Source organism: Streptomyces sp. NPDC007896 (genome assembly GCF_042959425.1).
Taxonomy (GTDB): domain Bacteria; phylum Actinomycetota; class Actinomycetes; order Streptomycetales; family Streptomycetaceae; genus Streptomyces.
This window is the reverse complement of the sequence record NZ_JBIBKX010000010.1, coordinates 345,323-369,848: the sequence shown is the minus strand read 5'-3', so window position 1 is coordinate 369,848 and position 24,526 is coordinate 345,323. Positions and strand designations below refer to the sequence as shown.

24 protein-coding genes and 1 riboswitch are annotated in these 24,526 nt (G+C 69.3%); of the genes, 16 read left to right on the top strand and 8 right to left on the bottom strand.

Annotated features, from left to right (window positions below; all coding sequences use genetic code 11):
• Positions 1 to 27: 27 nt before the first annotated feature.
• The 4 genes from ACFZDJ_RS31275 to gcvT form a co-directional block, all read right to left on the bottom strand.
• Entirely contained in the window at positions 28 to 1,395 is a 1,368-nt protein-coding gene (locus ACFZDJ_RS31275) for an L-serine ammonia-lyase (protein ID WP_390933681.1), read from the bottom strand.
• 142 nt (positions 1,396 to 1,537) lie between these two features.
• Positions 1,538 to 2,800 (bottom strand): serine hydroxymethyltransferase, encoded by a 1,263-nt coding sequence (glyA, locus tag ACFZDJ_RS31270; RefSeq protein WP_391063784.1) that lies wholly within the window; start codon positions 2,798 to 2,800, stop codon positions 1,538 to 1,540.
• Positions 2,801 to 2,813: 13 nt separating this feature from the next.
• A complete protein-coding gene (gene gcvH, locus ACFZDJ_RS31265; RefSeq protein ID WP_054234610.1) occupies positions 2,814 to 3,191 on the bottom strand; it encodes a glycine cleavage system protein GcvH in 378 nt (125 codons plus the stop codon).
• Positions 3,192 to 3,319: 128 nt separating this feature from the next.
• Positions 3,320 to 4,438 (bottom strand): glycine cleavage system aminomethyltransferase GcvT, encoded by a 1,119-nt coding sequence (gcvT, locus tag ACFZDJ_RS31260; protein WP_391063781.1) that lies wholly within the window; start codon positions 4,436 to 4,438, stop codon positions 3,320 to 3,322.
• A 146-nt stretch (positions 4,439 to 4,584) separates the two neighbouring features.
• Positions 4,585 to 4,685: riboswitch (glycine riboswitch) on the bottom strand.
• A 168-nt stretch (positions 4,686 to 4,853) separates the two neighbouring features.
• Here gcvT and ACFZDJ_RS31255 point away from each other — a divergent pair.
• The 8 genes from ACFZDJ_RS31255 to ACFZDJ_RS31220 all read left to right on the top strand — a co-directional run bounded on the left by ACFZDJ_RS31255 (position 4,854) and on the right by ACFZDJ_RS31220 (position 14,290).
• Complete coding sequence (locus tag ACFZDJ_RS31255) at positions 4,854 to 5,534, top strand: AAA family ATPase (protein ID WP_391063865.1); 681 nt, start codon at positions 4,854 to 4,856, stop codon at positions 5,532 to 5,534.
• Between the two features lie 130 nt (positions 5,535 to 5,664).
• Positions 5,665 to 6,468, top strand: a complete 804-nt coding sequence (locus ACFZDJ_RS31250) for an enhanced serine sensitivity protein SseB (RefSeq protein ID WP_384919289.1) — start codon at positions 5,665 to 5,667, stop codon at positions 6,466 to 6,468.
• Positions 6,469 to 6,692: 224 nt separating this feature from the next.
• Complete coding sequence (locus ACFZDJ_RS31245; RefSeq protein WP_390933678.1) at positions 6,693 to 7,493, top strand: enhanced serine sensitivity protein SseB C-terminal domain-containing protein; 801 nt, start codon at positions 6,693 to 6,695, stop codon at positions 7,491 to 7,493.
• A gap of 343 nt (positions 7,494 to 7,836) precedes the next feature.
• Positions 7,837 to 8,844, top strand: a complete 1,008-nt coding sequence (locus ACFZDJ_RS31240) for an ABC transporter permease (protein WP_384919283.1) — start codon at positions 7,837 to 7,839, stop codon at positions 8,842 to 8,844.
• A 69-nt stretch (positions 8,845 to 8,913) separates the two neighbouring features.
• Positions 8,914 to 10,713 carry an ABC transporter substrate-binding protein gene (locus tag ACFZDJ_RS31235; protein ID WP_390933677.1) on the top strand — a complete coding sequence of 600 codons (1,800 nt, stop codon included), beginning with the start codon at positions 8,914 to 8,916 and terminating at the stop codon, positions 10,711 to 10,713.
• 111 nt (positions 10,714 to 10,824) lie between these two features.
• Positions 10,825 to 11,823, top strand: a complete 999-nt coding sequence (locus ACFZDJ_RS31230) for an ABC transporter permease (RefSeq protein WP_101400798.1) — start codon at positions 10,825 to 10,827, stop codon at positions 11,821 to 11,823.
• Positions 11,820 to 12,914: an ABC transporter ATP-binding protein gene (locus ACFZDJ_RS31225; RefSeq protein ID WP_382315507.1), complete on the top strand. Its 1,095-nt coding sequence runs from the start codon at positions 11,820 to 11,822 to the stop codon at positions 12,912 to 12,914. The genes ACFZDJ_RS31230 and ACFZDJ_RS31225 overlap by 4 nt, the downstream gene beginning before the upstream one ends.
• Before the next feature lie 23 nt (positions 12,915 to 12,937).
• A complete protein-coding gene (locus ACFZDJ_RS31220; RefSeq protein ID WP_391063777.1) occupies positions 12,938 to 14,290 on the top strand; it encodes a dipeptide ABC transporter ATP-binding protein in 1,353 nt (450 codons plus the stop codon).
• Between the two features lie 80 nt (positions 14,291 to 14,370).
• Here the strand turns inward: ACFZDJ_RS31220 and ACFZDJ_RS31215 are convergent, their stop codons facing one another.
• The gene (locus ACFZDJ_RS31215; RefSeq protein WP_129592101.1) at positions 14,371 to 14,892 is read right to left on the bottom strand and encodes a hypothetical protein; all 522 of its coding nucleotides are present in this window, start codon (positions 14,890 to 14,892) and stop codon (positions 14,371 to 14,373) included.
• A 347-nt stretch (positions 14,893 to 15,239) separates the two neighbouring features.
• On the opposite strand from ACFZDJ_RS31215, the gene ACFZDJ_RS31210 reads away from it, so the two are divergent.
• Entirely contained in the window at positions 15,240 to 16,631 is a 1,392-nt protein-coding gene (locus ACFZDJ_RS31210) for a M1 family aminopeptidase (RefSeq protein ID WP_390933675.1), read from the top strand.
• 47 nt (positions 16,632 to 16,678) lie between these two features.
• Positions 16,679 to 17,344: a trimeric intracellular cation channel family protein gene (locus tag ACFZDJ_RS31205; RefSeq protein WP_082417539.1), complete on the top strand. Its 666-nt coding sequence runs from the start codon at positions 16,679 to 16,681 to the stop codon at positions 17,342 to 17,344.
• On the opposite strand, the gene ACFZDJ_RS31200 is transcribed toward ACFZDJ_RS31205, so the two are convergent.
• Positions 17,244 to 18,473 carry an alpha/beta hydrolase-fold protein gene (locus ACFZDJ_RS31200; protein ID WP_391063775.1) on the bottom strand — a complete coding sequence of 410 codons (1,230 nt, stop codon included), beginning with the start codon at positions 18,471 to 18,473 and terminating at the stop codon, positions 17,244 to 17,246. The two genes, ACFZDJ_RS31205 and ACFZDJ_RS31200, sit on opposite strands and share 101 nt — an antisense overlap.
• A 215-nt stretch (positions 18,474 to 18,688) precedes the next feature.
• Here ACFZDJ_RS31200 and ACFZDJ_RS31195 point away from each other — a divergent pair, with 215 nt between their 5' ends.
• Positions 18,689 to 19,549 (top strand): acyl-CoA thioesterase domain-containing protein, encoded by an 861-nt coding sequence (locus ACFZDJ_RS31195; RefSeq protein WP_391063773.1) that lies wholly within the window; start codon positions 18,689 to 18,691, stop codon positions 19,547 to 19,549.
• Here ACFZDJ_RS31195 and ACFZDJ_RS31190 read toward each other — a convergent pair.
• A complete protein-coding gene (locus ACFZDJ_RS31190; RefSeq protein ID WP_390933673.1) occupies positions 19,542 to 20,126 on the bottom strand; it encodes a TIGR03086 family metal-binding protein in 585 nt (194 codons plus the stop codon). The two genes, ACFZDJ_RS31195 and ACFZDJ_RS31190, sit on opposite strands and share 8 nt — an antisense overlap.
• Before the next feature lie 191 nt (positions 20,127 to 20,317).
• On the opposite strand from ACFZDJ_RS31190, the gene ACFZDJ_RS31185 reads away from it, so the two are divergent.
• Positions 20,318 to 21,301 (top strand): helix-turn-helix transcriptional regulator, encoded by a 984-nt coding sequence (locus tag ACFZDJ_RS31185; RefSeq protein ID WP_384919262.1) that lies wholly within the window; start codon positions 20,318 to 20,320, stop codon positions 21,299 to 21,301.
• A 124-nt stretch (positions 21,302 to 21,425) separates the two neighbouring features.
• Positions 21,426 to 21,800: a hypothetical protein gene (locus tag ACFZDJ_RS31180; protein WP_217568373.1), complete on the top strand. Its 375-nt coding sequence runs from the start codon at positions 21,426 to 21,428 to the stop codon at positions 21,798 to 21,800.
• Between the two features lie 103 nt (positions 21,801 to 21,903).
• Here ACFZDJ_RS31180 and ACFZDJ_RS31175 read toward each other — a convergent pair whose 3' ends face one another.
• A complete protein-coding gene (locus tag ACFZDJ_RS31175; RefSeq protein WP_168511404.1) occupies positions 21,904 to 22,530 on the bottom strand; it encodes a TetR family transcriptional regulator in 627 nt (208 codons plus the stop codon).
• 144 nt (positions 22,531 to 22,674) lie between these two features.
• Between ACFZDJ_RS31175 and ACFZDJ_RS31170 the strand changes: the two genes are divergently transcribed.
• From ACFZDJ_RS31170 to ACFZDJ_RS31160, 3 genes are all read left to right on the top strand, one after another.
• A complete protein-coding gene (locus ACFZDJ_RS31170) occupies positions 22,675 to 22,842 on the top strand; it encodes a hypothetical protein (protein ID WP_168495772.1) in 168 nt (55 codons plus the stop codon).
• Positions 22,843 to 23,020: 178 nt separating this feature from the next.
• Positions 23,021 to 23,233: a DUF4190 domain-containing protein gene (locus ACFZDJ_RS31165; protein WP_248297770.1), complete on the top strand. Its 213-nt coding sequence runs from the start codon at positions 23,021 to 23,023 to the stop codon at positions 23,231 to 23,233.
• A 109-nt stretch (positions 23,234 to 23,342) separates the two neighbouring features.
• Positions 23,343 to 24,512: an aminotransferase class V-fold PLP-dependent enzyme gene (locus ACFZDJ_RS31160; protein WP_391063770.1), complete on the top strand. Its 1,170-nt coding sequence runs from the start codon at positions 23,343 to 23,345 to the stop codon at positions 24,510 to 24,512.
• The last annotated feature ends 14 nt before the right edge of the window (positions 24,513 to 24,526 follow it).

The window sequence follows — 24,526 nt, the reverse complement described above, 5'->3', positions numbered from 1 at the left end:
ACGAGCGCGCAGGTCAGGGCCTGTCCCTCAGCACTCGATGATGTTCACCGCCAGCCCGCCCCGGGCCGTCTCCTTGTACTTGACGCTCATGTCCGCGCCCGTCTCCTTCATGGTCTTGATGACCTTGTCGAGGGAGACGTGGTGGCGGCCGTCGCCGCGCATGGCCATGCGGGCGGCGGTGACCGCCTTCACCGCTGCCATGCCGTTGCGTTCGATGCAGGGGATCTGGACGAGGCCGCCGACCGGGTCGCAGGTGAGGCCGAGGTTGTGTTCCATGCCGATCTCGGCGGCGTTCTCGACCTGTTCGGGGCTGCCGCCGAGGACCTCGGCGAGGGCGCCCGCGGCCATCGAGCAGGCCGAGCCGACCTCGCCCTGGCAGCCGACCTCGGCGCCGGAGATGGAGGCGTTCTCCTTGAAGAGCATCCCGATGGCGCCGGCGGCGAGCAGGAAGCGCACGACGCCGTCCTCGTCCGCGCCCGGGATGAAGTTGATGTAGTAGTGGAGGACCGCCGGGATGATGCCCGCGGCGCCGTTGGTGGGAGCCGTGACCACCCGCCCGCCCGCCGCGTTCTCCTCGTTCACCGCCATCGCGTAGAGCGTGATCCACTCCATCGCGTGGGCCAGCGCGTCGCCCTCCGCCCGCAGCTGGCGGGCCGAGACGGCGGCGCGGCGGCGGACCTTGAGGCCGCCCGGCAGGATGCCCTCGCGGGACATGCCCCGGGAGACGCACGCCTGCATCACACGCCAGATCGCGAGGAGGCCCTCGCGGATCTCCTCCTCGGTGCGCCAGGCCCGCTCGTTCTCCAGCATCAGGGCGGAGATCGACAGGCCGGTCTCCTTCGTCAGGCGCAGCAGCTCGTCGCCTGTGCGGAACGGGTACTTGAGCACCGTGTCGTCGAGTTTGATGCGGTCCTCGCCCACCGCGTCCTCGTCGACCACGAAGCCGCCGCCGACCGAGTAGTACGTCTTCTCCAGGACGAGTGCGCCGGAGGCGTCGTACGCGAAGATCGTCATGCCGTTCGCGTGGTACGGCAGGGCCTTGCGGCGGTGCAGGACCAGGTCGTCGTCGAAGGAGAAGGCGATCTCGTGCGTGCCGAGCAGGGCGAGACGGCCCGACGACTTGATCTGCTCCACGCGGTCGTCGGCGCCCTCCACGTCCACCGTTCGCGGCGACGCGCCCTCCAGGCCCAGCAGCACCGCCTTGGGGGTGCCGTGGCCGTGGCCGGTCGCGCCCAGGGAGCCGTACAGCTCCGCCCGGACGGAGGCCACCGAGGCCAGCAGCTCCTCGTTGCGCAGCCGGCGGGCGAACATGCGCGCCGCACGCATCGGGCCCACCGTGTGGGAGCTCGATGGGCCTATGCCGATCGAGAACAGGTCGAAGACCGAGATGGCCACGGGGACTCCTCACAACAGGGGTGGTGCATGGGGGTGGGCGCCGCGCACAGCTCCGGTTCCAGTGTGCGCGGCGTCCTGGTGAATCGTACGTTCCGTGCGAATTTCCGCACGAAAGTGAACTTTCGCAGGAACTGGTTCTGTACTACTTCAGGCCGGGGTACAGCGGGTGCTTGTCGGCCAGGGCCAAGACCCGGGTCTTGAGGGACTCCGCGTCGTATGAGGGCTTCAGCGCCTCGGCGATGATGTCCGCGACCTCGGTGAAGTCCTCGGCCTGGAAGCCGCGGGTGGCGAGGGCGGGCGTGCCGATGCGCAGGCCCGAGGTCACCATCGGGGGCCGCGGGTCATTCGGGATCGCGTTCCGGTTGACCGTGATGCCGACCTCGTGGAGACGGTCCTCGGCCTGCTGGCCGTCCAGCTCGGAGTTGCGCAGGTCGACCAGGACCAGGTGCACGTCCGTGCCGCCGGACAGGACGTCCACGCCCACGGCCTTGACGTCGTCCTGGACCAGGCGCTCGGCCAGGATCCGCGCGCCGTCCAGCGTGCGCTGCTGGCGCTCCTTGAAGTCGTCGGAGGCGGCGACCTTGAAGGAGACGGCCTTCGCGGCGATCACATGCTCCAGCGGACCGCCCTGCTGGCCGGGGAAGACCGCGGAGTTGATCTTCTTGGCCAGCTCGGCGGTGGACAGGATCACGCCACCGCGCGGGCCGCCCAGCGTCTTGTGGGTCGTAGTGGTGACCACGTGGGCGTGCGGCACCGGGTTGGGGTGCAGGCCCGCGGCCACGAGGCCCGCGAAGTGCGCCATGTCGACCATCAGGTACGCGCCGACCTCGTCGGCGATGCGGCGGAACTCGGCGAAGTCCAGCTGGCGCGGGTACGCCGACCAGCCCGCCACGATCAGCTTCGGCCTGGACTCCTTGGCGAGGCGCTCGACCTCGGCCATGTCGACCTGACCGGTCTCGTCGTTCACGTGGTACGCGACCACGTTGTACAGCTTGCCGGAGAAGTTGATCTTCATGCCGTGGGTCAGGTGCCCGCCGTGCGCGAGGTTCAGACCCATGATCGTGTCGCCCGGCTTCAGCAGCGCGAACATCGCCGCCGCGTTGGCCTGGGCGCCCGAGTGGGGCTGTACGTTCGCGTGCTCGGCGCCGAAGAGCGCCTTGACGCGGTCGATGGCGATCTGCTCGACCACGTCGACGTGCTCGCAGCCGCCGTAGTAGCGGCGGCCCGGGTAGCCCTCGGCGTACTTGTTGGTGAGGACCGAGCCCTGGGCCTCCATGACCGCGACCGGAGCGAAGTTCTCCGAGGCGATCATCTCCAGGGTGGACTGCTGGCGGTGCAGCTCGGCGTCGACGGCGGCGGCGACGTCCGGGTCCAGCTCGTGCAGGGGCGTGTTCAGAAGCGACATCAGTCAGAAGTCCTTAAGAGCCGGAGAACTCGGTGTACTCGTCGGCGGAGAGCAGGTCGGCCGGCTCGTCCGTGACGCGTACCTTGAACAGCCAGCCACCCTCGAAGGGGGCGGAGTTCACCAGCGACGGGTCGTCCACCACGTCCTGGTTGGCCTCCACGACCTCGCCGGTGACCGGCGCGTACAGGTCGCTGACGGACTTGGTCGACTCCAGTTCGCCGCAGGTCTCGCCCGCGGTCACCGTGTCACCGACCTCCGGAAGCTGGGCGTAGACGACATCGCCGAGCGCGTTGGCCGCGAACTCGGTGATGCCGACCGTCGAGACGCCGTCCTCGGCGACCGACAGCCACTCGTGCTCCTTGCTGTAGCGCAGCTGCTGGGGGTTGCTCATGGCCTGAATTCTCCTGTACGCGGGGGAGTGCGGATGAACGGGATGACCGAGTGGTCCTGGGATACGAGACGTGACACAGCGGCGTGCGTCACGTGGGCGCGCTGAACGGGGCCCTTTCGGCCCCGAAGCTACTTCTGGCGCTTGTAGAACGGCAGCGCCACGACCTCGTACGGCTCATGGCTGCCCCGGATGTCCACGCCGACCCCGGCCGTGCCCGGCGCGGCGTGTGCGGCGTCGACGTACGCCATCGCGATCGGCTTGCCCAGCGTCGGGGAGGGCGCGCCGGAGGTGACCTCGCCGATCACCTTGCCGTCGGCGACGACCGAGAACCCGGCGCGCGGTACGCGACGGCCCTCGGCGACAAGCCCGACGAGCACCCGCGGGGGGTTCTCCTCGGCGCGGGCGGCGGCCTCCTGGAGCGCGGCACGCCCCACGAAGTCCCCCTCCTTCTCGAACTTCACGACCCGCCCGAGCCCCGCGTCGAAGGGGGTGAGCGAGGTGGTCAGCTCATGCCCGTACAGCGGCATGCCCGCCTCCAGGCGCAGCGTGTCGCGGCAGGACAGGCCGCAGGGGACGAGCCCGACGGGCGCGCCCGCGTCCGTCAGCGCCTGCCACAGCTTCTCGGCGTCGGACGGGGCCACGAACAGCTCGAAGCCGTCCTCGCCCGTGTAGCCCGTGCGGGCGATCAGCGCCGGGACGCCCGCGACGGTGCCCGGCAGGCCCGCGTAGTACTTCAGCCCGTCCAGGTCGGCGTCGGTCAGCGACTTGAGGATGCCGGGGGACTCGGGGCCCTGCACGGCGATCAGCGCGTACGCGTCCCGGTCGTCGCGCACGAGGGCGTCGAAGCCGGCGGCGCGCTCGGTCAGCGCGTCCAGCACCACCTGGGCGTTGGAGGCGTTCGCGACGACCATGTACTCGTGCTCGGCCAGCCGGTAGACGATCAGGTCGTCCAGGATGCCGCCGTCCTCCTGGCAGATCATCGTGTAGCGGGCGCGGCCGACGCCGACGGAGGCGATGTTGCCGACCAGCGCGTGGTTCAGCAGGGCGGCGGCCCCCGGCCCGGTGACCGTGATCTCGCCCATGTGCGACAGGTCGAAGAGACCGGCCCGGGTGCGTACGGCGAGGTGCTCGTCGCGTTCGGAGCCGTAGCGCAGGGGCATGTCCCAGCCCGCGAAGTCGGTCATCGTCGCGCCGAGCGAGCGATGCAGGGCATCGAGCGCGGTGAGACGGGGTGCGTTACTGCTCATCGGTGGGGCTCCCAAGGCATGACGGCGAGGTCGTTCCTCCCCATCTGTCATCGGAACCTGAGAGGTTCATCACGACCCCGCGAACGGAGGTCCTGACTTGCACCTTGGGTGGAGCCACTGGAGAGCGGCCCGCTTTTCAGATGTGCCTCGCCCGCGCGGTAACGGGGCCTGAGAGATTCAAGGGAGGGACTTGCTCCTTCGGCGCCCGGGTACCCGAAGGTTCCCGGAACTCTCCCGCGCGGATTCAAGCGGCCGGTATGCAGTTGGCGGGCACATCATCGCACGCGCCGCCCGATCACGGCAGTCCGCATCTGTAACCGGCCTGTGGCAGTCCGCGTACGGAAACGAGAGACACCGCGCATTACCTTCTCTTTACACTCGACGGGGATGGGACTCCACACCCAAGGGGAGGACGATCACGGTGAACAGGACCACGGCGTACGCCACGACCTCGGGCCTCGCGCTGCCCGAGCAGCCCGGCGCCCCGGCCGGGACCCGGGAGGCGTGCGGGGCACTGCCGACGGCCGTCGTCCGCGACCTCAGAGCGCGCGCGGGACACTCTCCGCACGGTCTGCACTTCGGAGCGGCCGACGTCGTCGTGGTCACCGGGTTGCCGGGCAGCGGCAAGTCGACCCTGATGCGCCGCGCCGTCGAGGGTCCGCGCATCGACTCCCAGGACGCCAGGGACCGCTGGGACGAGCGGGCGGCCGGCCGGCTGCCGTACGCCGTCTACCGGCCCCTCGTCCGCCTCGCGCACTACGCGGGCCTGCGCCGCGCCCTGCGCTCCGGCGTCGGGGTCGTCGTGCACGACTGCGGTACGCAGGCCTGGGTGCGCCGCTGGCTCGCCCGCGAGGCCCAGCGCCGCGGCGGCACCCTCCACCTGCTGTTGCTCGACGTCACGCCCGGCACGGCGCTGGAGGGCCAGCGCGAGCGCGGCCGGGGCGTCTCGAGGTACGCGTTCGCCCGTCACCGGGGCGCGGTCGCCCGACTGCTGCGCTCCGTCGAGCGGGGCGACCTGCCGGAGGGCTGCGGCTCGGCGGTGCTCCTCGACCGGGACGCGGCGGATGTACTGCGCAGGATCGGCTTCGGTGACTGAGAAACGGCCGCGAGTGGCCGGGAGCAGTCGAGGGCGGCCGAGAGCGGTAGGGAAGTCGTACAGGCCCACTAATCTTTCCAGCCAGAACACCAGAACAGTGGTTCACCGCAGGCGGTAGACAGGTAGACAGATGGACATCCCCGACTTCCCAGACTTCTCGGCACCGGCGTACCCGCAACCCGGCTCACACCCCCACTCGCACGGCGGCTGGCCGGGCAACGAACTGGAGGAGGTGCTCTCCGCGTCCCTCGGAGTGCCCTCGGCCGGCGGCCGCATCGTCGAGGTCCTCGGCCGCAGCTTCGTCTGGGTGCCGCTGCCCAACGGCGGCGGACCGCACGCGGGATCCCTCGACCTGCCCACCCTGGAGATCGACGGCCAGGCGTACGTGCCGGTCTTCAGCTCCGAGGAGCAGTTCCGCCAGGTCGCCGGCAGCCATCTGTCGTACACGATCGCGCCCGCGGTCGAGTTCGCCCGCGGGCTGCCTCCGCAGGTCGGCATCGCGATCAACCCGGACGGGGTGGTCGGTGTGCCGCTGCCGCCCCTCGCGGTCGCCGAGCTGTGCCGGGCCGGGCGCACCCCGCTGGACGGGCCCACGAGCGGGGGCCGGGTGAAGCTCTACGAGCCCGACTGGCAGGACGATCCGGTGGACTTCTTCGCCGCCGCCTCGGCCGAGTTCGCGGCGACGGGAGTCGTACGGACCGCCCGCCGCTGTCTGGCCAGCATCGAGGGCGACGACCCGGTCATGTTCGTCGGGGTCGAACTCTCCGTGTGGGAGGGAGACCTCCGCGCCCTCCCCATGGACGCCCTCTCCCGGGCCCTCTCCCGCGTCGCGGTCAGGTGGCCGGTGAACCTGGTCCTCCTGGACGTCGCCCAGGACCCGGTGGGCGACTGGATGCGAGCCCAGGTACGGCCCTTCTATCAGCAGACCCAGTAGAAGCGCCCCGAAAGGGGCGCGAGGCTGTGACCATGGTGCGGCTCCGCCGCGGGGGCGCGCCCAGCCACGATCAACCCGCAGCCTCCAGACCACAACGGGCCCCGAGCTCCCAACGGCTCCCCCAGCGGAGCGCATTCGCCGCTTAAGCTGGTTTCATGGCTCGGCCGGGGTTCGGCCGAGGGGTTGGTCGACGTCATGATTTCTTCGCGAAGGGGCGGTTGAAGGTGAGCGCGTCGGGCACGGCCGCGGCCGGTCAGGTCGAGCACATGCTGCGCCAGGTGACGCCCGGGCGTTACGACGCCTACGAGGCGCTCCTTCGCGCGCTCGCGACCCCGTCGTCCGGCCAGGTGTGGATGCTGCTCTGGCACGGCCAGGGCGGCTCCCCGGACGCCCAGTACGGGAACATGGAGGTGGACGGCTTCGGCTACGCGCCGTGCGTCACCTCCGCCCAGGAACTCTCGGCCAGCGGCTGGAACCGGTCGTACGAGGTCGTCGACGGCCTCGACGTGGCCCGCACCCTCTACCCCGACCACTTCGGGCTCTGGCTCAATCCGCACGCCCCGGGCGGCGGGGTCGGCATCCCATGGCTGGATCTGCGCAGAATCGCGGCGGGTCTGGAGCGCCAGCCCGCCGGTCCGCTGCGCCTGTCCGAACCCGGCATCGAGATCCCGCAGTTCTACGCCCTGCTCACCCAGAACGCACATCGCACCACCGCCGTGCGTTCGCTGCGCCGCGCCTGGGTGCAGCCGGCGCTCGGGGCGCCGTATCTGGCCATCGGGCTCGACGTCTACGACACCTCGCCGCCCGCCGTCGACTCGGTGCGGGCGATGATGCAGCAGTCCATCGGCGCGGTTCCGGACGGGCTGCCCGTGTCGACCGTCGCGATGTCGGACGAGTACGACCCGGTGGCGATGTGGCTGCGCGCCAACGCGCGGCCGTTCTACGACCGCGAGGCCCACGCGGCCCCCGCCCAGGCTCCGATGGCGGGTGGGTACGGCTATCCACCGGCACCCGGCGGATACTGATCCGACGTTCGGCGAACCGTGAAGGATCAGCACGGGTCCTTCACCGCGGCTCTGCATTTCTTCGCGCGTAGATGGCGATGGATCGTCCGGGTAACGCCCGTATTCACCCCCGGCGTCCCAACTGCCCCGTGTCCGACCCCCGTTACCCGCCGTCCGGATAACGGAACCCCCCTGACAGCATCACGTTTACGCATCCATTCACCTTCAAGTCTGGCTACAGATCGCCGAGGCGTTGAAGACTCCCGCTCCAGGGGGTTTAGCCCCTGTGTACGACGGACTGATCACGCCGCTACAAGCGGCACGTGTGGGCCGGCTACCGCCGGTTGAGAGGGGTCCCTGCCAGATGACGGCACCATTGCACGAGCCGACCGCGGAAGCGGCCCCGAGTGCGGCCGAAGAAGCGGCGGCTGCCGCCGCCGGTGAGAAGGTCGTGCAGGGACGTTCCCTGGGCCGGATCGCCTGGGAGCGGCTGAAGAGGGACAAGCTCGCCCTGACCGGCGGCATCGTCGTGCTCGTCCTCATCGTGGTCGCCCTGCTCGCGCCAGTGATCACCCACCTGCTCGGTCAGGACCCGGACACCTTCAACGAGAAGCTGATCGACCCTCTGTTCGGTACTCCCACGGGGTCATTGGGCGGCATCAGCGGCGACCACCTGCTGGGCGTCGAGCCCGTCAACGGCCGCGACATCCTCGCCCGCATCCTCTACGGTGCCCGCGTCTCGCTCCTGGTGGGCTTCCTCTCCGCCGTCGTAGCGGTCGTCCTCGGCACCGTGCTCGGCATCCTGGCGGGCTTCTTCGGAGGCTGGGTGGACTCGCTCATCAGCCGCGTGATGGACGGCCTGCTGGCCTTCCCGCAACTCCTGTTCACGATCGCCCTGGTCTCGGTGATGCCGAACAACATGCTGGGCCTGTCCGGCTCCAACGTGCGGGTGTTCGTGATGATCCTGGTCATCGGCTTCTTCGGCTGGCCCTACATCGGACGCGTGGTGCGCGGCCAGACGCTCTCGATGCGTGAGCGCGAGTACGTCGAGGCCGCGCGATCGCTGGGCGCCGGGCGCTTCTACATCCTGTTCAAGGAACTGCTGCCCAACCTGGTCGCACCGATCATCGTCTACACGACGATGATGATCCCCACGAACATCCTCACCGAGGCGGCACTCAGCTTCCTGGGTGTGGGCGTCAAGCCGCCCACGTCGTCCTGGGGACAGATGCTGTCGAGCGCGATCGACTACTACGAGTCCGACCCCATGTACATGGTGGTCCCTGGTGTGGCGATCTTCATCACCGTCCTTGCCTTCAACCTCTTCGGCGACGGCGTGCGGGACGCGCTGGACCCGAAGGCCTCCCGCTGAACTGCCACACCCCAAGCGTCCCGTGGCACCAACACGGGGTCTCTCATCAAATCCGGAGGATCCGAGATCGTGACTACCCAACGCACCTCAGGGCGGCGTAAGCAGGCGCTTGCCGCCGCTGCTGCGGTCGCCGCACTGCTGACCACGGCGGCGTGCGGCGGCGGAGGCAGCGGCGACAACAACGGTTCGAAGACCGGCGCCGCCGGCTTCGACGCCGCCAACAACAAGGTCGCCCAGGCCTCCCTGGTCAAGAAGGGCGGCACGCTGCGGTTCGGCGGTGCCCAGGACGCCGACTCGTGGGACACCACGCGTGGCTACTACGGCTTCATGTGGGACTTCGCGCGCTACTACAGCCGCCAGCTGGTCACGGGCAAGACGGAGCCGGGCAAGGCCGGCGCCGAGCTCACCCCGGACCTCGCCACGGGTCTCGCGAAGGTCACGGACGACGGCAAGACGTACACGTACACCCTGCGTGACGGCGTCACGTGGGAGGACGGCAAGGCGATCACGTCCAAGGACGTGAAGTACGGCATCGAGCGCGTGTGGGCGCAGGACGTGCTGTCCGGCGGTCCGACGTACCTCAAGGACTTCCTGGACCCCAAGGGCGAGTACAAGGGTCCCTACAAGGACACGTCCAAGGACAAGCTGGGCCTGAAGGCCATCACCACGCCGGACGACAAGACGATCGTCTTCCACCTCCCCAAGGCCAACTCGGACTTCCAGGAGGTGCTGGGTCTGGTCTCGGCCTCCCCGGTCCGCCAGGACATGGACACCAAGTCCAAGTACGGCCTGAAGCCGTTCTCCTCCGGCCCGTACAAGTTCGAGTCCTACAGCCCCGGCAAGAGCCTGACGCTGGCGCGCAACACGAACTGGAAGCAGTCCTCGGACCCGATCCGCAAGGCGTACCCGGACAAGATCACCGTCCAGTTCTACTCGGACGCCAACCAGCTGGACCAGCGCCTGCTCAACGGTGACCTGGACCTGGACATCAACCAGACCGGCATGTCCCCGCAGGGCCGCACCACCGCCCTGAAGGAGCACAAGGCCAACCTGGACAACCCGATCTCGGGTTACATCCGGTACGCGGCCTTCCCGCAGAGCGTGAAGCCGTTCGACAACGTCGAGTGCCGCAAGGCCGTGATCCTCGGCGCGGACCACGTCTCGCTGCAGACCGCGCGCGGTGGCCCGATCGCCGGTGGTGACATCGGCACCAACATGCTCCCGCCGTCCGTCCCGGGCGCCGAGGGCCAGAAGTACGACCCGTACGGCATCTCCGGTGCCGACAAGAACGGCAACGTCGAGAAGGCCAAGGCGGCGCTGAAGGCGTGCGGCAAGCCGAACGGCTTCTCCACCACCATCGCGGTGCGCAACAACAAGCCGGTCGAGGTCGCCACGGCCCAGTCGCTCCAGGCGTCGCTGAAGAAGATCGGCATCAACGCCCAGATCGACCAGTACGACGGTTCGCAGACCACCGGCATCATCGGCAGCCCCTCGAACGTGCAGAAGAAGGGCTACGGCATCATCATCATGGGCTGGGGCCCGGACTTCCCGACCGTCCAGGGCTTCGGTCTGCCGCTGTGGGACAGCAAGTACATCGCGCCGAGCGGTAACAACAACTTCGCCCTGATCAACGACAAGACCATCGACGGTCTGTTCAACCAGTACGTCACCACGCTGGACGACGCGGGCAAGACCAAGATCTCGACCGAGATCAACCACAAGGTCATGGAGGGCGCGTACTACCTGCCCTTCACCTTCGAGAAGTTCATCAACTGGCGCAGCGACAACCTCGCGAACGTCTACACGACGGACAACTACAGCGGTACGTACGACTTCGTCAACCTCGGTCTGAAGAACCCGAAGAAGTAAACCGGCACACCCGCCGTACAGGCACGAAAGGCAGGTGAAGGCCGGCGCGGCGTGGTCGCGGGCCATCGGATGACCTCCGGTGGCCCGCGGCCCCGCGGCGGGCCGTAAGCTGTGCTCGCTTACCTCATCAGGCGGCTGTTCGCCGCCGCAGTGATGCTCGTGGTCATCGTCATGGTGGTCTTCGGCATCTTCTTCCTCGTCCCCAAGTGGGCGGGCGTCGACATCGCCTCGAGCTTCGTGGGCAAGCAGGCCGACCCGGCAGCCGTCGAGGCCGTACGGCAGAAGCTGGGCCTGAGCGACCCGATCTACTCCCAGGTCTGGGAGTTCTTCAAGGGCATCTTCGCCGGCCGCACCTACTCGGGCGGCGGCGACGTCACGCACTGCGCCGCGCCCTGCTTCGGCTACTCCTTCCGCAGCGAGCAGGCCGTCTGGCCGGTGCTCACCGACCGCTTCCCGGTGACCCTGGGGCTCGCGCTCGGTGCCGCCGTGCTGTGGCTGGTCTTCGGTGTCGCGGCCGGTGTGCTCTCCGCGCTCAAGCGGGGCAGCATCTGGGACCGCGGTGCGATGGTTGTCGCCCTCTCCGGTGTCTCCCTCCCCATCTACTTCACCGGCATGCTCAGCCTGGCGATCTTCACCTTCGGACTGCATTGGATCAACGCGCAGTACGTGCCGCTCGACCAGAGCGTCAGCGGCTGGTTCGGCGGCATGATCATGCCCTGGATCACCCTCGCCTTCCTGTACGCGGCGATGTACGCCCGGATCACCCGCGCCACCATGCTGGAGATCCTCGGCGAGGACTACATCCGCACGGCACGTGCCAAGGGCCTCAAGGAGCAGGTCGTCATCGGCAAGCACGCCATGCGCTCCACGATGACCCCCATCCTCACCATGCTGGGCATGGACCTCGGCGCCCTCATTGGCGGCGCCATCCTGACGGAGTCGACGTTCAACCTGCCCGGCCTCGGCCGCGCGGTGCTCGACGCCATCAAGAACCAGGACCTGCCCATCATCCTGGGTGTCACCCTGATCACTTCTCTCGCGGTGCTTCTCGCCAACCTCGTGGTGGACGTCCTGTACGCCGTGATCGACCCCCGAGTGAGGCTCTCATGACCGAACTCAGCAAGAGCGGAGCGGTGGCCGAGCCCGTCAAGGACTCGCCCGCGCCCTCCGCCTTCCTCGAAGTACGCGACCTGAAGGTGCACTTCCCGACCGACGACGGTCTGGTCAAGTCCGTCGACGGGCTCAGCTTCCAGCTGGAGAAGGGCAAGACCCTCGGGATCGTGGGCGAGTCCGGCTCCGGCAAGTCGGTGACCTCGCTCGGCATCATGGGCCTGCACACGGCCGGCCAGTACGGCAAGCGCAAGGCGCAGATCTCCGGCGAGATCTGGCTGAACGGCACCGAACTGCTGTCCGCCGACCAGGACTACGTACGCAAGCTGCGCGGCCGCGAGATGGCGATGATCTTCCAGGATCCGCTGTCCGCGCTGCACCCGTACTACACGATCGGTCAGCAGATCGTGGAGGCGTACCGCATCCACCACAACGTGGACAAGAAGACGGCGAAGCGCCGCGCGGTCGAGATGCTCGACCGCGTGGGCATCCCGCAGCCGGACAAGCGCGTCGACAGCTACCCGCACGAGTTCTCCGGCGGTATGCGCCAGCGCGCGATGATCGCGATGTCGCTGGTCAACAACCCCGAGCTGCTCATCGCGGACGAGCCGACGACCGCCCTGGACGTGACCGTCCAGGCGCAGATCCTCGACCTGATGCGGGACCTGCAGAAGGAGTTCGGCTCCGCGGTCATCATCATCACCCACGACCTGGGCGTCGTCGCGGAGCTCGCCGACGACATCCTGGTGATGTACGGCGGCCGTTGCATCGAGCGCGGTCCGGCCGAGAAGGTGTTCTACGAGCCCCGGCACCCCTACACCTGGGGGCTGCTCGGCTCGATGCCGCGCCTGGACCGTGAGCAGACCGAGCGCCTCATCCCCGTCAAGGGCTCCCCGCCCTCGCTGATCAACATCCCGTCCGGCTGCGCCTTCAACCCGCGCTGCCCGTACGCGGACGTTCCCAAGGACAACGTGACCCGCACGGTCCGCCCCGAGCTGACCGAGGTCGGCGGACGGCACTGGGCCGCCTGCCACATGACCCAGGAGCAGCGGGAACGCATCTGGACCGAAGAGATTGCGCCGAAGCTGTGAGCGAGAAAGCCAAGGACGCGGAAGTGACCATTCCCGCACAGGCACAGGACGAAGGCGGCGCCACCCTCACCAAGGACGCCGCCCCGGGTGACGTCCTGCTGAAGGTGACCGGGCTGCAGAAGCACTTCCCCATCCGCAAGGGCCTGCTGCAGCGTCAGGTCGGTGCCGTGCGCGCCGTCGACGGCCTCGACTTCGAGGTGCGCTCCGGGGAGACCCTGGGCGTCGTGGGCGAGTCCGGCTGCGGCAAGTCCACGATGGGCCGGCTCATCACGCGGCTGCTCGAACCGACCGCGGGCAAGGTCGAGTTCCAGGGCAAGGACATCACGCACCTCGGTGTGGGCGGTATGCGCCCGATGCGCCGTGACGTCCAGATGATCTTCCAGGACCCGTACTCGTCGCTGAACCCCCGGCACACGATCGGCACGATCGTCAGTGCCCCGTTCAAGCTGCAGGGCGTCACTCCCGAGGGCGGCGTCAAGAAGGAGGTCCAGCGACTGCTGTCGGTCGTCGGCCTCAACCCCGAGCACTACAACCGCTATCCGCACGAGTTCTCCGGCGGCCAGCGCCAGCGCATCGGCATCGCCCGCGCGCTCGCGCTCAACCCGAAGCTGGTCGTGGCGGACGAGCCGGTCTCGGCGCTCGACGTGTCGATCCAGGCGCAGGTCGTCAACCTTCTCGACGACCTGCAGCAGGAGCTCGGCCTCACGTACGTGATCATCGCGCACGACCTGTCGGTGGTCCGGCACGTCTCGGACCGGATCGCGGTGATGTACCTCGGCAAGATCGTGGAGCTCGCCGACCGCGACTCGCTCTACAAGGCGCCGATGCACCCGTACACCAAGGCGCTGATGTCCGCGGTGCCGATTCCGGACCCCAAGCGCCGGAACGTGAAGAGCGAGCGCATCCTGCTCAAGGGCGACGTGCCCTCGCCGATCTCGCCGCCGAGCGGCTGCCGCTTCCACACGCGGTGCTGGAAGGCCACGGAGATCTGCAAGACGACCGAGCCGCCGCTCCTGGAGCTGAAGCCCGGCCAGCAGGTCGCCTGCCACCACCCGGAGAACTTCGAGGACCAGGCGCCGCAGGACACGGTGCTGCTGTCCGCGGCGAAGGAGGCCGCGGCGCTCGTGGCCGACGAGGTGCTGGCGGAGTCGGCGGAGACGTCGGCTGCGGTGGCCGCGGAACTGGAATCCACGGAGGAGACTCCGGAGCCCGCCGCGGCGACGGCCACCGAGCCTGCCGAGGAGGCCGCCACCACCGAGGAGGCTGTCACCGAGGAGGCCGCCCCCGAGGAGGCCGCCCCCGAAGAGGCTTCCGAATCGGCCGCCGTCGGCGAATCGGACTCGTCGGAGGAGTCGGGAACCGACAGCCAGAAGTGAACAGGGCGGTGTGAATTCACCGAAACGTATGCCCCGGTAACCAGAGAAATGGTTACCGGGGCATTTGTTTTGAAGAATTGTCAGGAACTGGTTTCCCAGTAGTGCCAGCCGACCGAAGTCGCCGGAAGCTTGGCCGTACCCCTCGCGAGCGTCGTCACCGAACAGTTCGGGTTCGTGCGGTTCGATTCCCATCCGACCTTGAAGCCGTTGGAACCGTACTGCAGATTCCCGTATTTGTTGGAGTGGATGTTGTGCGAGTACGTGTGGCCGGTCGTGACCGCCACGGACTTGGTGATGCTGCCGCTCACCGAGGCCTTCGCCGAGGCGAACAGGTAGCTCGCGCTCACCTCCAGGGAGGTGGAGAGGCTGTACGTGATGGTGGACGCCCTGGTGACGGAGGCGGTGATGGTGCCGCCCGGGCCGTCCTTGAAGTACGCCCCCGAGGCGGGAATCCGATAGGACGAGTGCGAGGTGATCAGGACCCCGTAATCGACCGGGCACGACCTTTTCGGAGTGACGACCGCCGAGGCCGGCGCCGCACCCGCGACGAGCGGCATTACTCCGGCGACGACGAGTGTGGCCAGCTTGGTTCTCTTACGCATGAATTTCCCCCATGCAAGTGGTCCGGCCTCCGTTTCGGCGGAGCCCGTCAAGCTGGAATGAGCGTATGAAGTTGACCGAGACCGGTCAATCACATTCTGTGGAGTTGAGCAACAATTGAGCCTGCCGATCCGGGCGGTAAAGACTCGGGAATGCCAGGGTCTTCGTGCGGTCAAATGGCGGACTGTATCCGCCCGTCCGGGGGGACCGGAAGGCGGTCGTCAGGAGTCAACTGGCGGGTAGGGCATGACGATTGGGTAAAGTCATGAACATGCCCGGATGGAAGAGTGCAGAGTCTCGCGTGTCCAACTGATCGGGAACGATCGGAACACGTACGAAAGGGACGCTCATGGCACTCTCCCGTTCGGCACGTTTAGGGGCCCTCGCGACCGCGGCGGCCTCCTTCCTCGTCATCGCCGCCTCCTCCGCCCCGACCCCGGGCGCCGACGGCATCGGCGACTCCTACTTCCCTCAGCTCGGCAACGGCGGCTTCGACGCCCGCCACTACGACCTGAACGTGGCGTACAACCCGGACACCGACCGCCTGGACGGCCGTACGACGCTCACGGCCCGCGCCACCCAGTCCCTCTCCTCCTTCGACCTCGACCTCCAGAAACTGGAGGTCACGCGCGTCGAAGTGAACGGCAGACGCGCCGACTTCACCCGCGACGGCGACGAGATCCACATCACCCCGCACGGGGCGATCCGCAAGGGCGGGACCTTCACCGTCACCGTCACCTACGGCGGCGTTCCCGAAGCCCTCAACGGTCCCATCGTCTTCGGCTCCGACTACGGGTGGATGAAGACCGCCGACGGAGTCTTCGTCGCCTGTGAGCCCAACGCCGCCTCCACCTGGTTCCCCTCCAGCGACCACCCCTCCGACAAGGCCACCTACGACATCCGGATCAAGGCACCCAAGGGCCTGACGGGCGTCTCCAACGGGCGGCTGATATCGACGTACGACAAGGGCGACAGCACGTTCGCGCACTGGCGCGAGAGCAGGCCGATGGCGACCTACCTCGCGACCGCGACCATCGGGAAGTTCGACGTGAAGACGGGGACGACCCCGGCCGGGACGCCGATCTACGTGGCCATCGACCCGGTGCTCGCGGGCAGCAACAGCGTCGACGTGTACGCCGTGACGGCCGAGGCCACCGACTACTGGTCGCAGGTCTTCGGGCCCTACCCCTTCGAGGAGACCGGCGCGATCGTCGACGACATGCCGGAGGCGGGGTTCTCGCTGGAGGTGCAGTCGAAGCCCGCGTACTCCGCCGTGCGCTCGGAGTCGACCATCGTGCACGAGCTGGCCCACCAGTGGTTCGGCGACTCCGTGTCGGTGGAGCGCTGGAAGGACATCTGGCTGAACGAGGGCTTCGCGACCTACGCCCAGTGGCTGTGGTCCGAGCACAAGGGGATCCGCTCGGCGCACGACTCCTTCCTCGCCGGGTACAACGCGCGGCCCGCGGACTCCGCCTTCTGGGGGACCGTCGTCGCCGACCCGCAGCGCGACACCATGTTCGCCTCGGCGGTCTACCAGCGCGGCGCGATGACCCTCCAGATGCTGCGCGAGCGCATCGGCGACACCGCGTTCTTCAAACTGCTGCCCGCCTGGACGAAGCTCCACAAGTACGGCAACGCCAACACCGCCGACTTCATCCACCTCGCGGAGAGGATCTCGGGACGACAGCTCGACGACCTTTTCCAGACCTGGCTGTTCACCACAGGGAAACCAGCCCTGTAAGCCTTCCTTTGTAAGGCGCAAGCCCCGCGACAGGTGAGAATGTCCGGGTGCTTCAGGAACTGTTCACCCCCTCCGTCCAGCATGTGCTCGACCTCGTGGGGATCTTCGTCTTCGCGATCTCCGGCGCCCTGCTGGCCGTCCGCAAGAACTTCGACGTCTTCGGCATCGCCGTCCTCGCGGAGGTCACCGCACTGGGCGGAGGGCTGTTCCGCGACATGGTCATCGGGGCCGTACCCCCGGCCGCGTTCACCGATCTCGGCTACTTCAGCACCCCGCTGCTCGCCGCCCTGCTGGTGTTCTTCCTCCACCCCGAGGTGGAGCGCATCCAGGTCGCGGTGAACGTCTTCGACGCGGCCGGACTCGGCCTGTTCTGCGTCGCGGGCACCACGAAGGCGTACGAGTACGGCCTCGGCCTGACCCCGTCCGCGGCCCTGGGCCTGGCCACCGCGGTCGGCGGCGGTGTGCTGCGCGACGTCCTCGCCAACGAGGTGCCCTCACTGCTGCGCTGGGACCGCGATCTGTACGCGGTCCCAGCGATCGTCGGCGCCACGATGGTGGTCCTGTGCATCCGCTACGACGCGCTGTCCCCGTTCACCAGCGGGCTCGCCGCTGTCACCGCTTTCGTCCTGCGGTTGCTCGCGATGCGGTACCACTGGCGAGCGCCGCGTGCTTGGCACCGCCGGTCGACGGCGACGGAGTCGGAGACTCCTTAGCGTGGGCCCCCGGCCCGATCTGCAGGGTCAGCCAACGGAAGGTCTCCGGGATCTGCGGCCGCCACAGGGCCATGTTGTGGCCGCCCGCACTCCGCGGCAGCAGCACCACCTGGACGCTCGTCGGCGCCTTCGCGATCGACTGGAGCGCCGCGCCGGCCTCGTAGCCGTCATGAGCCTCGCCGGAGATGTAGAGGGAGATGCGGGGCGGCGTGCGGTAGGCCTTGAGCAGCAGGTAGGGATTGTTCTCCCGGCGCAGCGTCAGGGTCCGTGCCGTGAGCGAGTTGCGTTCGCCGATCGGGTCGTTGTACCCGGACATGCTCACCGCGGCCCGGTAGCGGTCGGGGTGAGCGACGGCGAGCTTGGCCGCGCAGTGTGCCCCGGCCGAGTAGCCGGCCACGCCCCAGCCGTCCGGCGCGGACTTCGCCCGGAAGTTGTCCACCACCATCTTCGGCACGTCGATGCTGAGCCAGGTGTCGGCGTTCACCTTGCCGGGCACGTTCGCGCAGCCGGTGTCCGTCTTGGCCAGCAGATTCGTGCGCGGCGCCACCAGGATGAACGGCGCGACCTGCCCGTCGCGCATCAGCGGCAACAACTGCTCATGCACCTTCAGCGAACCGAACCACGCCTTCGCCGAGCCCGGATAGCCGGGCAGCAGCTCCACGACGGGGAACTTCCGGTTGCGGTAGGCGGGTTCGTTGTACTGCGGCGGCAGCCAGACGTAGACCTCCGCGTCCACACCCGACACCTGGCCGTGCAGCTGGGTGACCTTCACCCCGCCCGCCTGGGACATACCGGGGCCGTCGGCCGCCGAGAATGTCTGGCGGACCTTGGGGAGACTGTGCAGCGAGATGCCGCCGGTGCCGTCACGGCCGAGGTTGGCGGCCGTCCGCACGTGGTTGCCCGTGCCGAGCAGGTCGGCCCAGTTGTCGTACAGGCTGTTGGCGTTGTTCACGAGCACGAAGACCAGGGTGATCGCGGTGCCCTGGGCGAACAGCAGCATCACCATCCGGGCCACGCTGCGCAGCACCTTGGGGCCGGGAATGCGCGACCACAGCACGAGGGGAAGGATCAGGGCGACCGCGACCAGGACGATGGCGGTGAGGAGGAACGGCGTTCCGGTGAGGCTCACGGTGTGTGCGGCTCTTCCTGTGACGGGCTGGATCAACGGTCTGCAGCTGCATCGGGTTCTATGTCCTTGGAGAGGGGGATCCGATGCCGTTGGTTCACGGAAGAGTTCGGACACTTACCAAGAAATTGCCGAAACCTCACTCTGGGGTGACGGGGTTCACATGCCCGAAACAGTAAAAGCTACCGCTTAGTAATCACCTGTTGTACCGTTCAGGCATGTCAGAAGCAGCTACCGCACAGGCCGCGCGCGCCGCGATCGGTGACAGCGAGTTCGACCGCGACACCGCGGTCACCCTGCGCGAACCCGGCGTCTACGACATCGACCTGTCCGCCGGATGGACCATCATCAGCGCCGTCAACGGCGGCTATCTGCTCGCCGTCCTGGGCCGCGCCCTCGCCGACGCCCTGCCGCACAGCGACCCGTTCACCGTCTCCGCCCACTATCTGACCGCGTCGCAGCCCGGTCCGGCAGTGGTCCGAACGGACGTTGTCCGGACGGGGCGGACCCTGTCGACCGGGCAGGCCTCGCTCTTCCAGTTCGACGACGAGGGCCGCGAGGTCGAACGGATCCGCGTGCTCGCCTCGTACGGCGATCTCGACGCCCTGCCCGACGACGTCCGCACCACGGCGACACCGCCCGCGATCCCGCCCATGGAGCACTGCTTCGGGCCGCAGGACGGACCGGCGCCCGTCGACGGCAGCTCCGCCATCACCGAGCGGCTGATGCTCAAGCTCGACCCCGCGACCCTCGGCTGGGCCCTGGGGGCGCCGTCCGGGAAGGGCGAGATGCGCTCCTGGTTCGGGCTCGCCGACGGCCGTGACCCCGACCCCCTCTCGCTGCTCCTCGCGGTGGACGCGCTGCCGCCCACCGCCTTCGAGCTCGGCATCTCCGGCTGGGTGCCGACGGTCGAACTGACGGTCCATGTGCGCTGCCGTCCGGCGCCGGGCCCGCTGCGGGTGTCGATCACCACCCGCAACCTCGCCGGCGGCTTCCTGGAGGAGGACGCCGAGGTGTGGGACAGCGCGGACCGGCTGGTCGCGCAGTCCCGCCAGCTCGCCCGGGTCCGGCTCAGCTGAGCGGTCGCCGGCCCAGATAGGCCGCGAGCAGTCCGTAGGCGTCGGCCCCTTCGGGGGCCGGCACCGCCGAGTCGAACGGCAGCTCCTCGTCGTCGTCGCGCCGCTCGTCCGGCAGCACACGCCGGGCGATCCCGAGCGCGAACTCGGCCAACTCGGGATCGAGTGCGAGCGGCCGTCCGAGGGACTCGGAGAGGTCCCACGTGTGGGTGACGGCCTCCATCACATAGCCCGCCAGGGCGATACGTCCGGGGGCCTCGCCCCACGGCACGGTGACGAGGGCGTCCAGGCGCGCGTCGTCCGCCCAGGACTTCTGGACCTCCGTCCTGACCTCGTCGTACGCCGCGCTCCAGCGGTCGTCCTCGACGCCGTCGAGGAACGGTCGTACGGCCATTCCGTCGCCACCCGCGCCGACCACGGCGATCCGGCGGGTACCGCCCGCGATGTGCGACAGCAGGGTCCGTACGTCGAACTCGGCGCACGGGGTGGGACCGGTGAGCTGCTCCGGGCGAGCCGTCTTGACCAGAGCGGCGATCTGCTCGGTGGCGCGGGAGTAGAGGGGGCGGGGGTCGATGTTCATGGCGGACCTCTGTCGGCGTAGGTGTGGCGGTGGCGCGTATCAGGTAGCGCGTGTCGGCGTTGCGCTGTCGTGCCGTTGCGCCTCAGGTTCGCTGGATAACCTGACAGTTTCCGTCAACATTTACGGTGGGCTTCGGACGAGCTTCGGCGGGCATCGGCGGCCGTGATCCGCGGTGCGCGATCCTGGTGCGCGTGAAGTCCGACCGCCTGCTCTCGATCCTTCTGCTGCTGCAGACCCGCGGCCGCGTCCCCGCACACGAACTCGCCGACCGGCTCGAGGTGTCGGTGCGCACCATCTACCGCGACATCGAGGCCCTCTCGGCCTCCGGCGTCCCGGTGTACGCCGAGCGCGGGCGGCACGGCGGCATCGAACTGCTCGCCGGATTCCGTACGGACGTCACGGGACTGACCGCCGACGAGTCCCGCGCGCTGTTCATCCTGGCCGCGCAGGGCGCGCACGCCGCGCTCGGTCTGGACGCGGCGCTCGGTTCCGCGCTGCGCAAGGTGATGGCCGCGCTGCCGGCGCCGCACCGCCCGGCCGCCGAGGTGACCAGCCGCCGGATCCTCGTCGACGCGACGCGCTGGAAGGGCGGCCCCCAGCGGGCCGTGGACCTGGAGGTGCTCCAGGACGCGGTCTTCGCCGACCGCAGGCTGCGGCTCAGCTACCGGCACGGCGGGCACACCGAGCCCAGCACCTACACCGTCGACCCGTACGGGCTCGTGTCCAAGGCGGGCGTCTGGTATCTCGTGGCCGACCGGCGCGGGCAGCCGCGGCTGTTCCGGGCCGACCGGGTGCGCTCGGCGACGCTCCTGGGCGATCCCGTGAAGCGGCGCCCGGGCGTCGAACTGGGAGACGTCTGGGAGGTGTTGCGGCGCCAGGTCGAGGAGCGGCCGGGCGGTCTCGATGTCACAGTTCGGGTACGGCGTGCCCGCCTCGACATGTTCCTCAGGCTCAACGCGGCCTCCCTCACAGCGCTCCCGGAGGACGACGGCGAGAGCGAGTGGGTCCTCGCGCACCTGTCGTACGGCGTCGTCCGCGAGGCCCGCACGCTGCTGGCCTTCGTGGACGCGGTGGAGGTGCTCTCGCCGCCGCAGGCGCGGGCGGAACTGGCCGGGGCGGCGGCCGCGATCGGTGCGGTGTACGGCGGGGATCGGGCCCCGCACGAGGGAAGTTGACCCACAGGTAACCACAGGTTCGGCACAGCGCGGCCCTACGTGGATCTGGTCCTCTGGCCACGCTCATCCCGCACTCATCCGGCCTTCATAAACCGGTCCACGTGACTTGACTGGGAGTTACCTCATGAACCGTCGTGCCCGACTCGTCCCCGCCGTCGCCCTGCTGGCGCTCTCGCCGTTGCTGGCGGCCTGCGGCTCGGGCGACTCGTCGTCCTCGAACAGCGGCAACTCGAGCCAGAACTGTCAGCGGCCCTCCGGCATGCCGAGCGGAGGCCCGTCGGGCATGCCGAGCGGCGGGCGCTCCGGGATGCCCACGGGCTCGCCCTCCGGGACGCCGTCGAACATGCCCACCGGCAAGATGCCCTCCGGCGGTCCCTCGGGCATGCCGTCCGGCGGTCCGGGCGGTGGCCAGGGTGGCGGTCAGGGCGGCTGCGGCGGCGGCCCGGGCGGCGGGGGGCAGCCGAGCGGGCAGCCCAGCGGGCAGGCGGCACAGGGCTGAGCCCGTCCCGGTTCTCTCAGGGGTGACGTACTCGATACTCGGGTGCGTCACCTCGCCCTTTGGTGAACGGGTGTCGTCACCCCGCCCTTTGGGGACGGGCGCGTCACCCCAGCCAGTTGCGGCGGCCGATGGCGATCAGCCGCATCTGGCGGGTCGCGACACGGGCCACCCGCTCCCGCTCCTCCTCGGACGCCTCCAGCGCCTCCAGATAGAGCGAGGCCGTCATCAGCATCTGGTCGACGTACAGTCCCGCGAGCATCAGCAGATCGTCGTCGCTCCAGCCCTCCGACTCGGGGTGCTTGGCCAGCTCGACCTTCACCTCCTCGGCGAACCGCTCCAGTTGCTCCCTGATCGCCTGCCGCACCCGCTGGACGCCGCCGTGCCGCTCGCGCGCGATGAAACGGACGTGCGCGGGATGGGAATCGACATGGTGGGCGATCAGGTCGACCGCGCGCTCGATGCGGCCGGCGCTGTCGCCGGCCGCGGAGACCGTGTCCCCGATCATCGGGTGCAGACTGCCGAGCGCCTCCTCGACCAGCGCCACGCCGAGGTCCTCCGTCGAGCGGAAGTGCCGGTAGAAGGCGGTCGGCGCGACTCCGACCGCGCGCGTCACCTCGCGCAGACCCAGGCTGCTCAGGCTCTGCTCCTCCAGCAGTTCCAGCGCCGCGTCCAGGAGCGCCTGACGGGTCTTCTGCTTCTGGGCCTGCCGGATGCCGAGAGTGTGACTCATACCATGCAGTTAACAACTGTTCTCTGTAATTGAAAAGCCGGGCGACGCGCTAGACTCTGGAGTCAGTGAACAAGTGTTACTACAACCGTTCACTGAGTCGTCAAGTCCCCGAAACAATCGGGGTTCACCGTCGAGAGGCACCTCATGCTGTTCCTCGTCGCCGTCCTGCTGCTGCTGGGTGTCGTGATGGGCTCCGTAGCCCACGCCCCGCTGCCCGTCACCCTCGTCGCCGCGGCCGTCATCGGCGTCTGGCTGGCCGTCTTCGCGGTCCGCGAGCGCAACGCCCGCCGGCGCCACACCTCCACCAACTGATTGTTGGGAGCTGACTCACGTCATGGAACTCACCGAGCGAACCGGCCTCACCACCGCGCCCGCGCCCACCGCGCCCACCGCGCCCGCGCCCACCGCGCCCGCGCCCACCGCGCCCGCGCCCACCGCGCCCGCGGCCAATGCGCCCACCCGCGGGACCGGCACCAAGGACGCCGACGGCATGGCCGTCGCCTCCTTCATCCTCGGCCTCCTCGGCCTGCTGGTCCTGAACGTCTTCCTGGGTCCGATCGCCATCGCCCTGGCCTCCGTCGCCCTCTGGCGCGGCACCGCCCGCCGGGGCCGCGCCTTCCTCGGCCTGAGCCTCGGCATCGCCGATCTACTGGTGCTGGTGGCGTTCATGCAGTTCGACAGCACGGTGTCCTGGAACTTCTGAGCCGCCGCCGAACGAGGCGTTCGATCCAGCGCGGAACGAGGGGCGGGCAGACGGCTACCCCGACGGGGGCCGAGGCCGTGGACGGACGGCCCGTAGAATCGGGCCCATCATGGCTTACCTCGACCACGCCGCGACCACACCGATGCTCCCCGAGGCGGTAGAGGCGCTGACCGCCCAGCTGAGCGTCACGGGCAACGCCTCCTCCCTGCACGCCGCCGGCCGCCGCGCCCGGCGGACGGTCGAGGAAGCCCGCGAAACCCTGGCGGAGGCCCTAGGCGCCCGCCCCAGCGAGGTCGTCTTCACCTCCGGCGGCACCGAGGCCGACAACCTCGCCGTGAAGGGCCTGTACTGGGCCCGCCGCGACGCCGACCCGGCCCGCACCCGGGTCCTCGCGAGCCCGGTCGAACACCACGCCGTCCTCGACGCCGTCCACTGGCTCGGCGAACACGAGGGCGCCACGGTCGAGTACCTGCCCGTCGACTCCTACGGCCGCGTCCACCCGGACGCCCTGCGCGAGGCCATCGCCCGAAACCCCGACGACGTCGCCCTCGTCACCGTCATGTGGGCCAACAACGAGATCGGCACGGTGATGGCGGTCCGCGAACTGGCCGACGTCACGGCCGAGTTCGGGATCCCGCTGCATGCCGACGCGGTCCAGGCCTTCGGCCAGGTGCCCGTCGACTTCACCGCGTCCGGTCTCGCCGCGATGACCGTCTCCGGCCACAAGATCGGCGGCCCGTACGGCATCGGCGCCCTGCTGCTGGGCCGCGAGTACACCCCTGTACCCGTGCTGCACGGCGGTGGCCAGGAGCGGCATGTGCGCTCCGGCACCCTCGACGTACCCGCCATCGCCTCGTTCGCGGTCGCCGGGCGGCTCGCCGCCGAGCAGCGCGAGTGGTTCGCCCGCGAGATCGGCGCCCTGCGCGACGGCCTGGTCGAGGTGGTACGCGCTGCCGTGCCCGACGCGATCCTCGGCGGCGACCCCGCGGCCGGGGGCCGGCTGCCCGCCAACGCGCACTTCACGTTCCCGGGCTGCGAGGGCGACTCCCTGCTGCTTCTGCTGGACGCCCAGGGCATCGAGTGCTCCACGGGCTCCGCGTGCACGGCGGGGGTCGCCCAGCCCAGCCACGTCCTGCTGGCCACCGGCACCGACCCCGACCTGGCCCGCGGCACCCTGCGCTTCTCCCTCGGCCACACCTCCACGGAGGCGGACGTCGAGGCGGTGGCCAAGGCGATCGGCCCGGCGGTGGAGCGGGCGCGGACGGCAGGTCTGACCTGACACGCCGGCGCCCG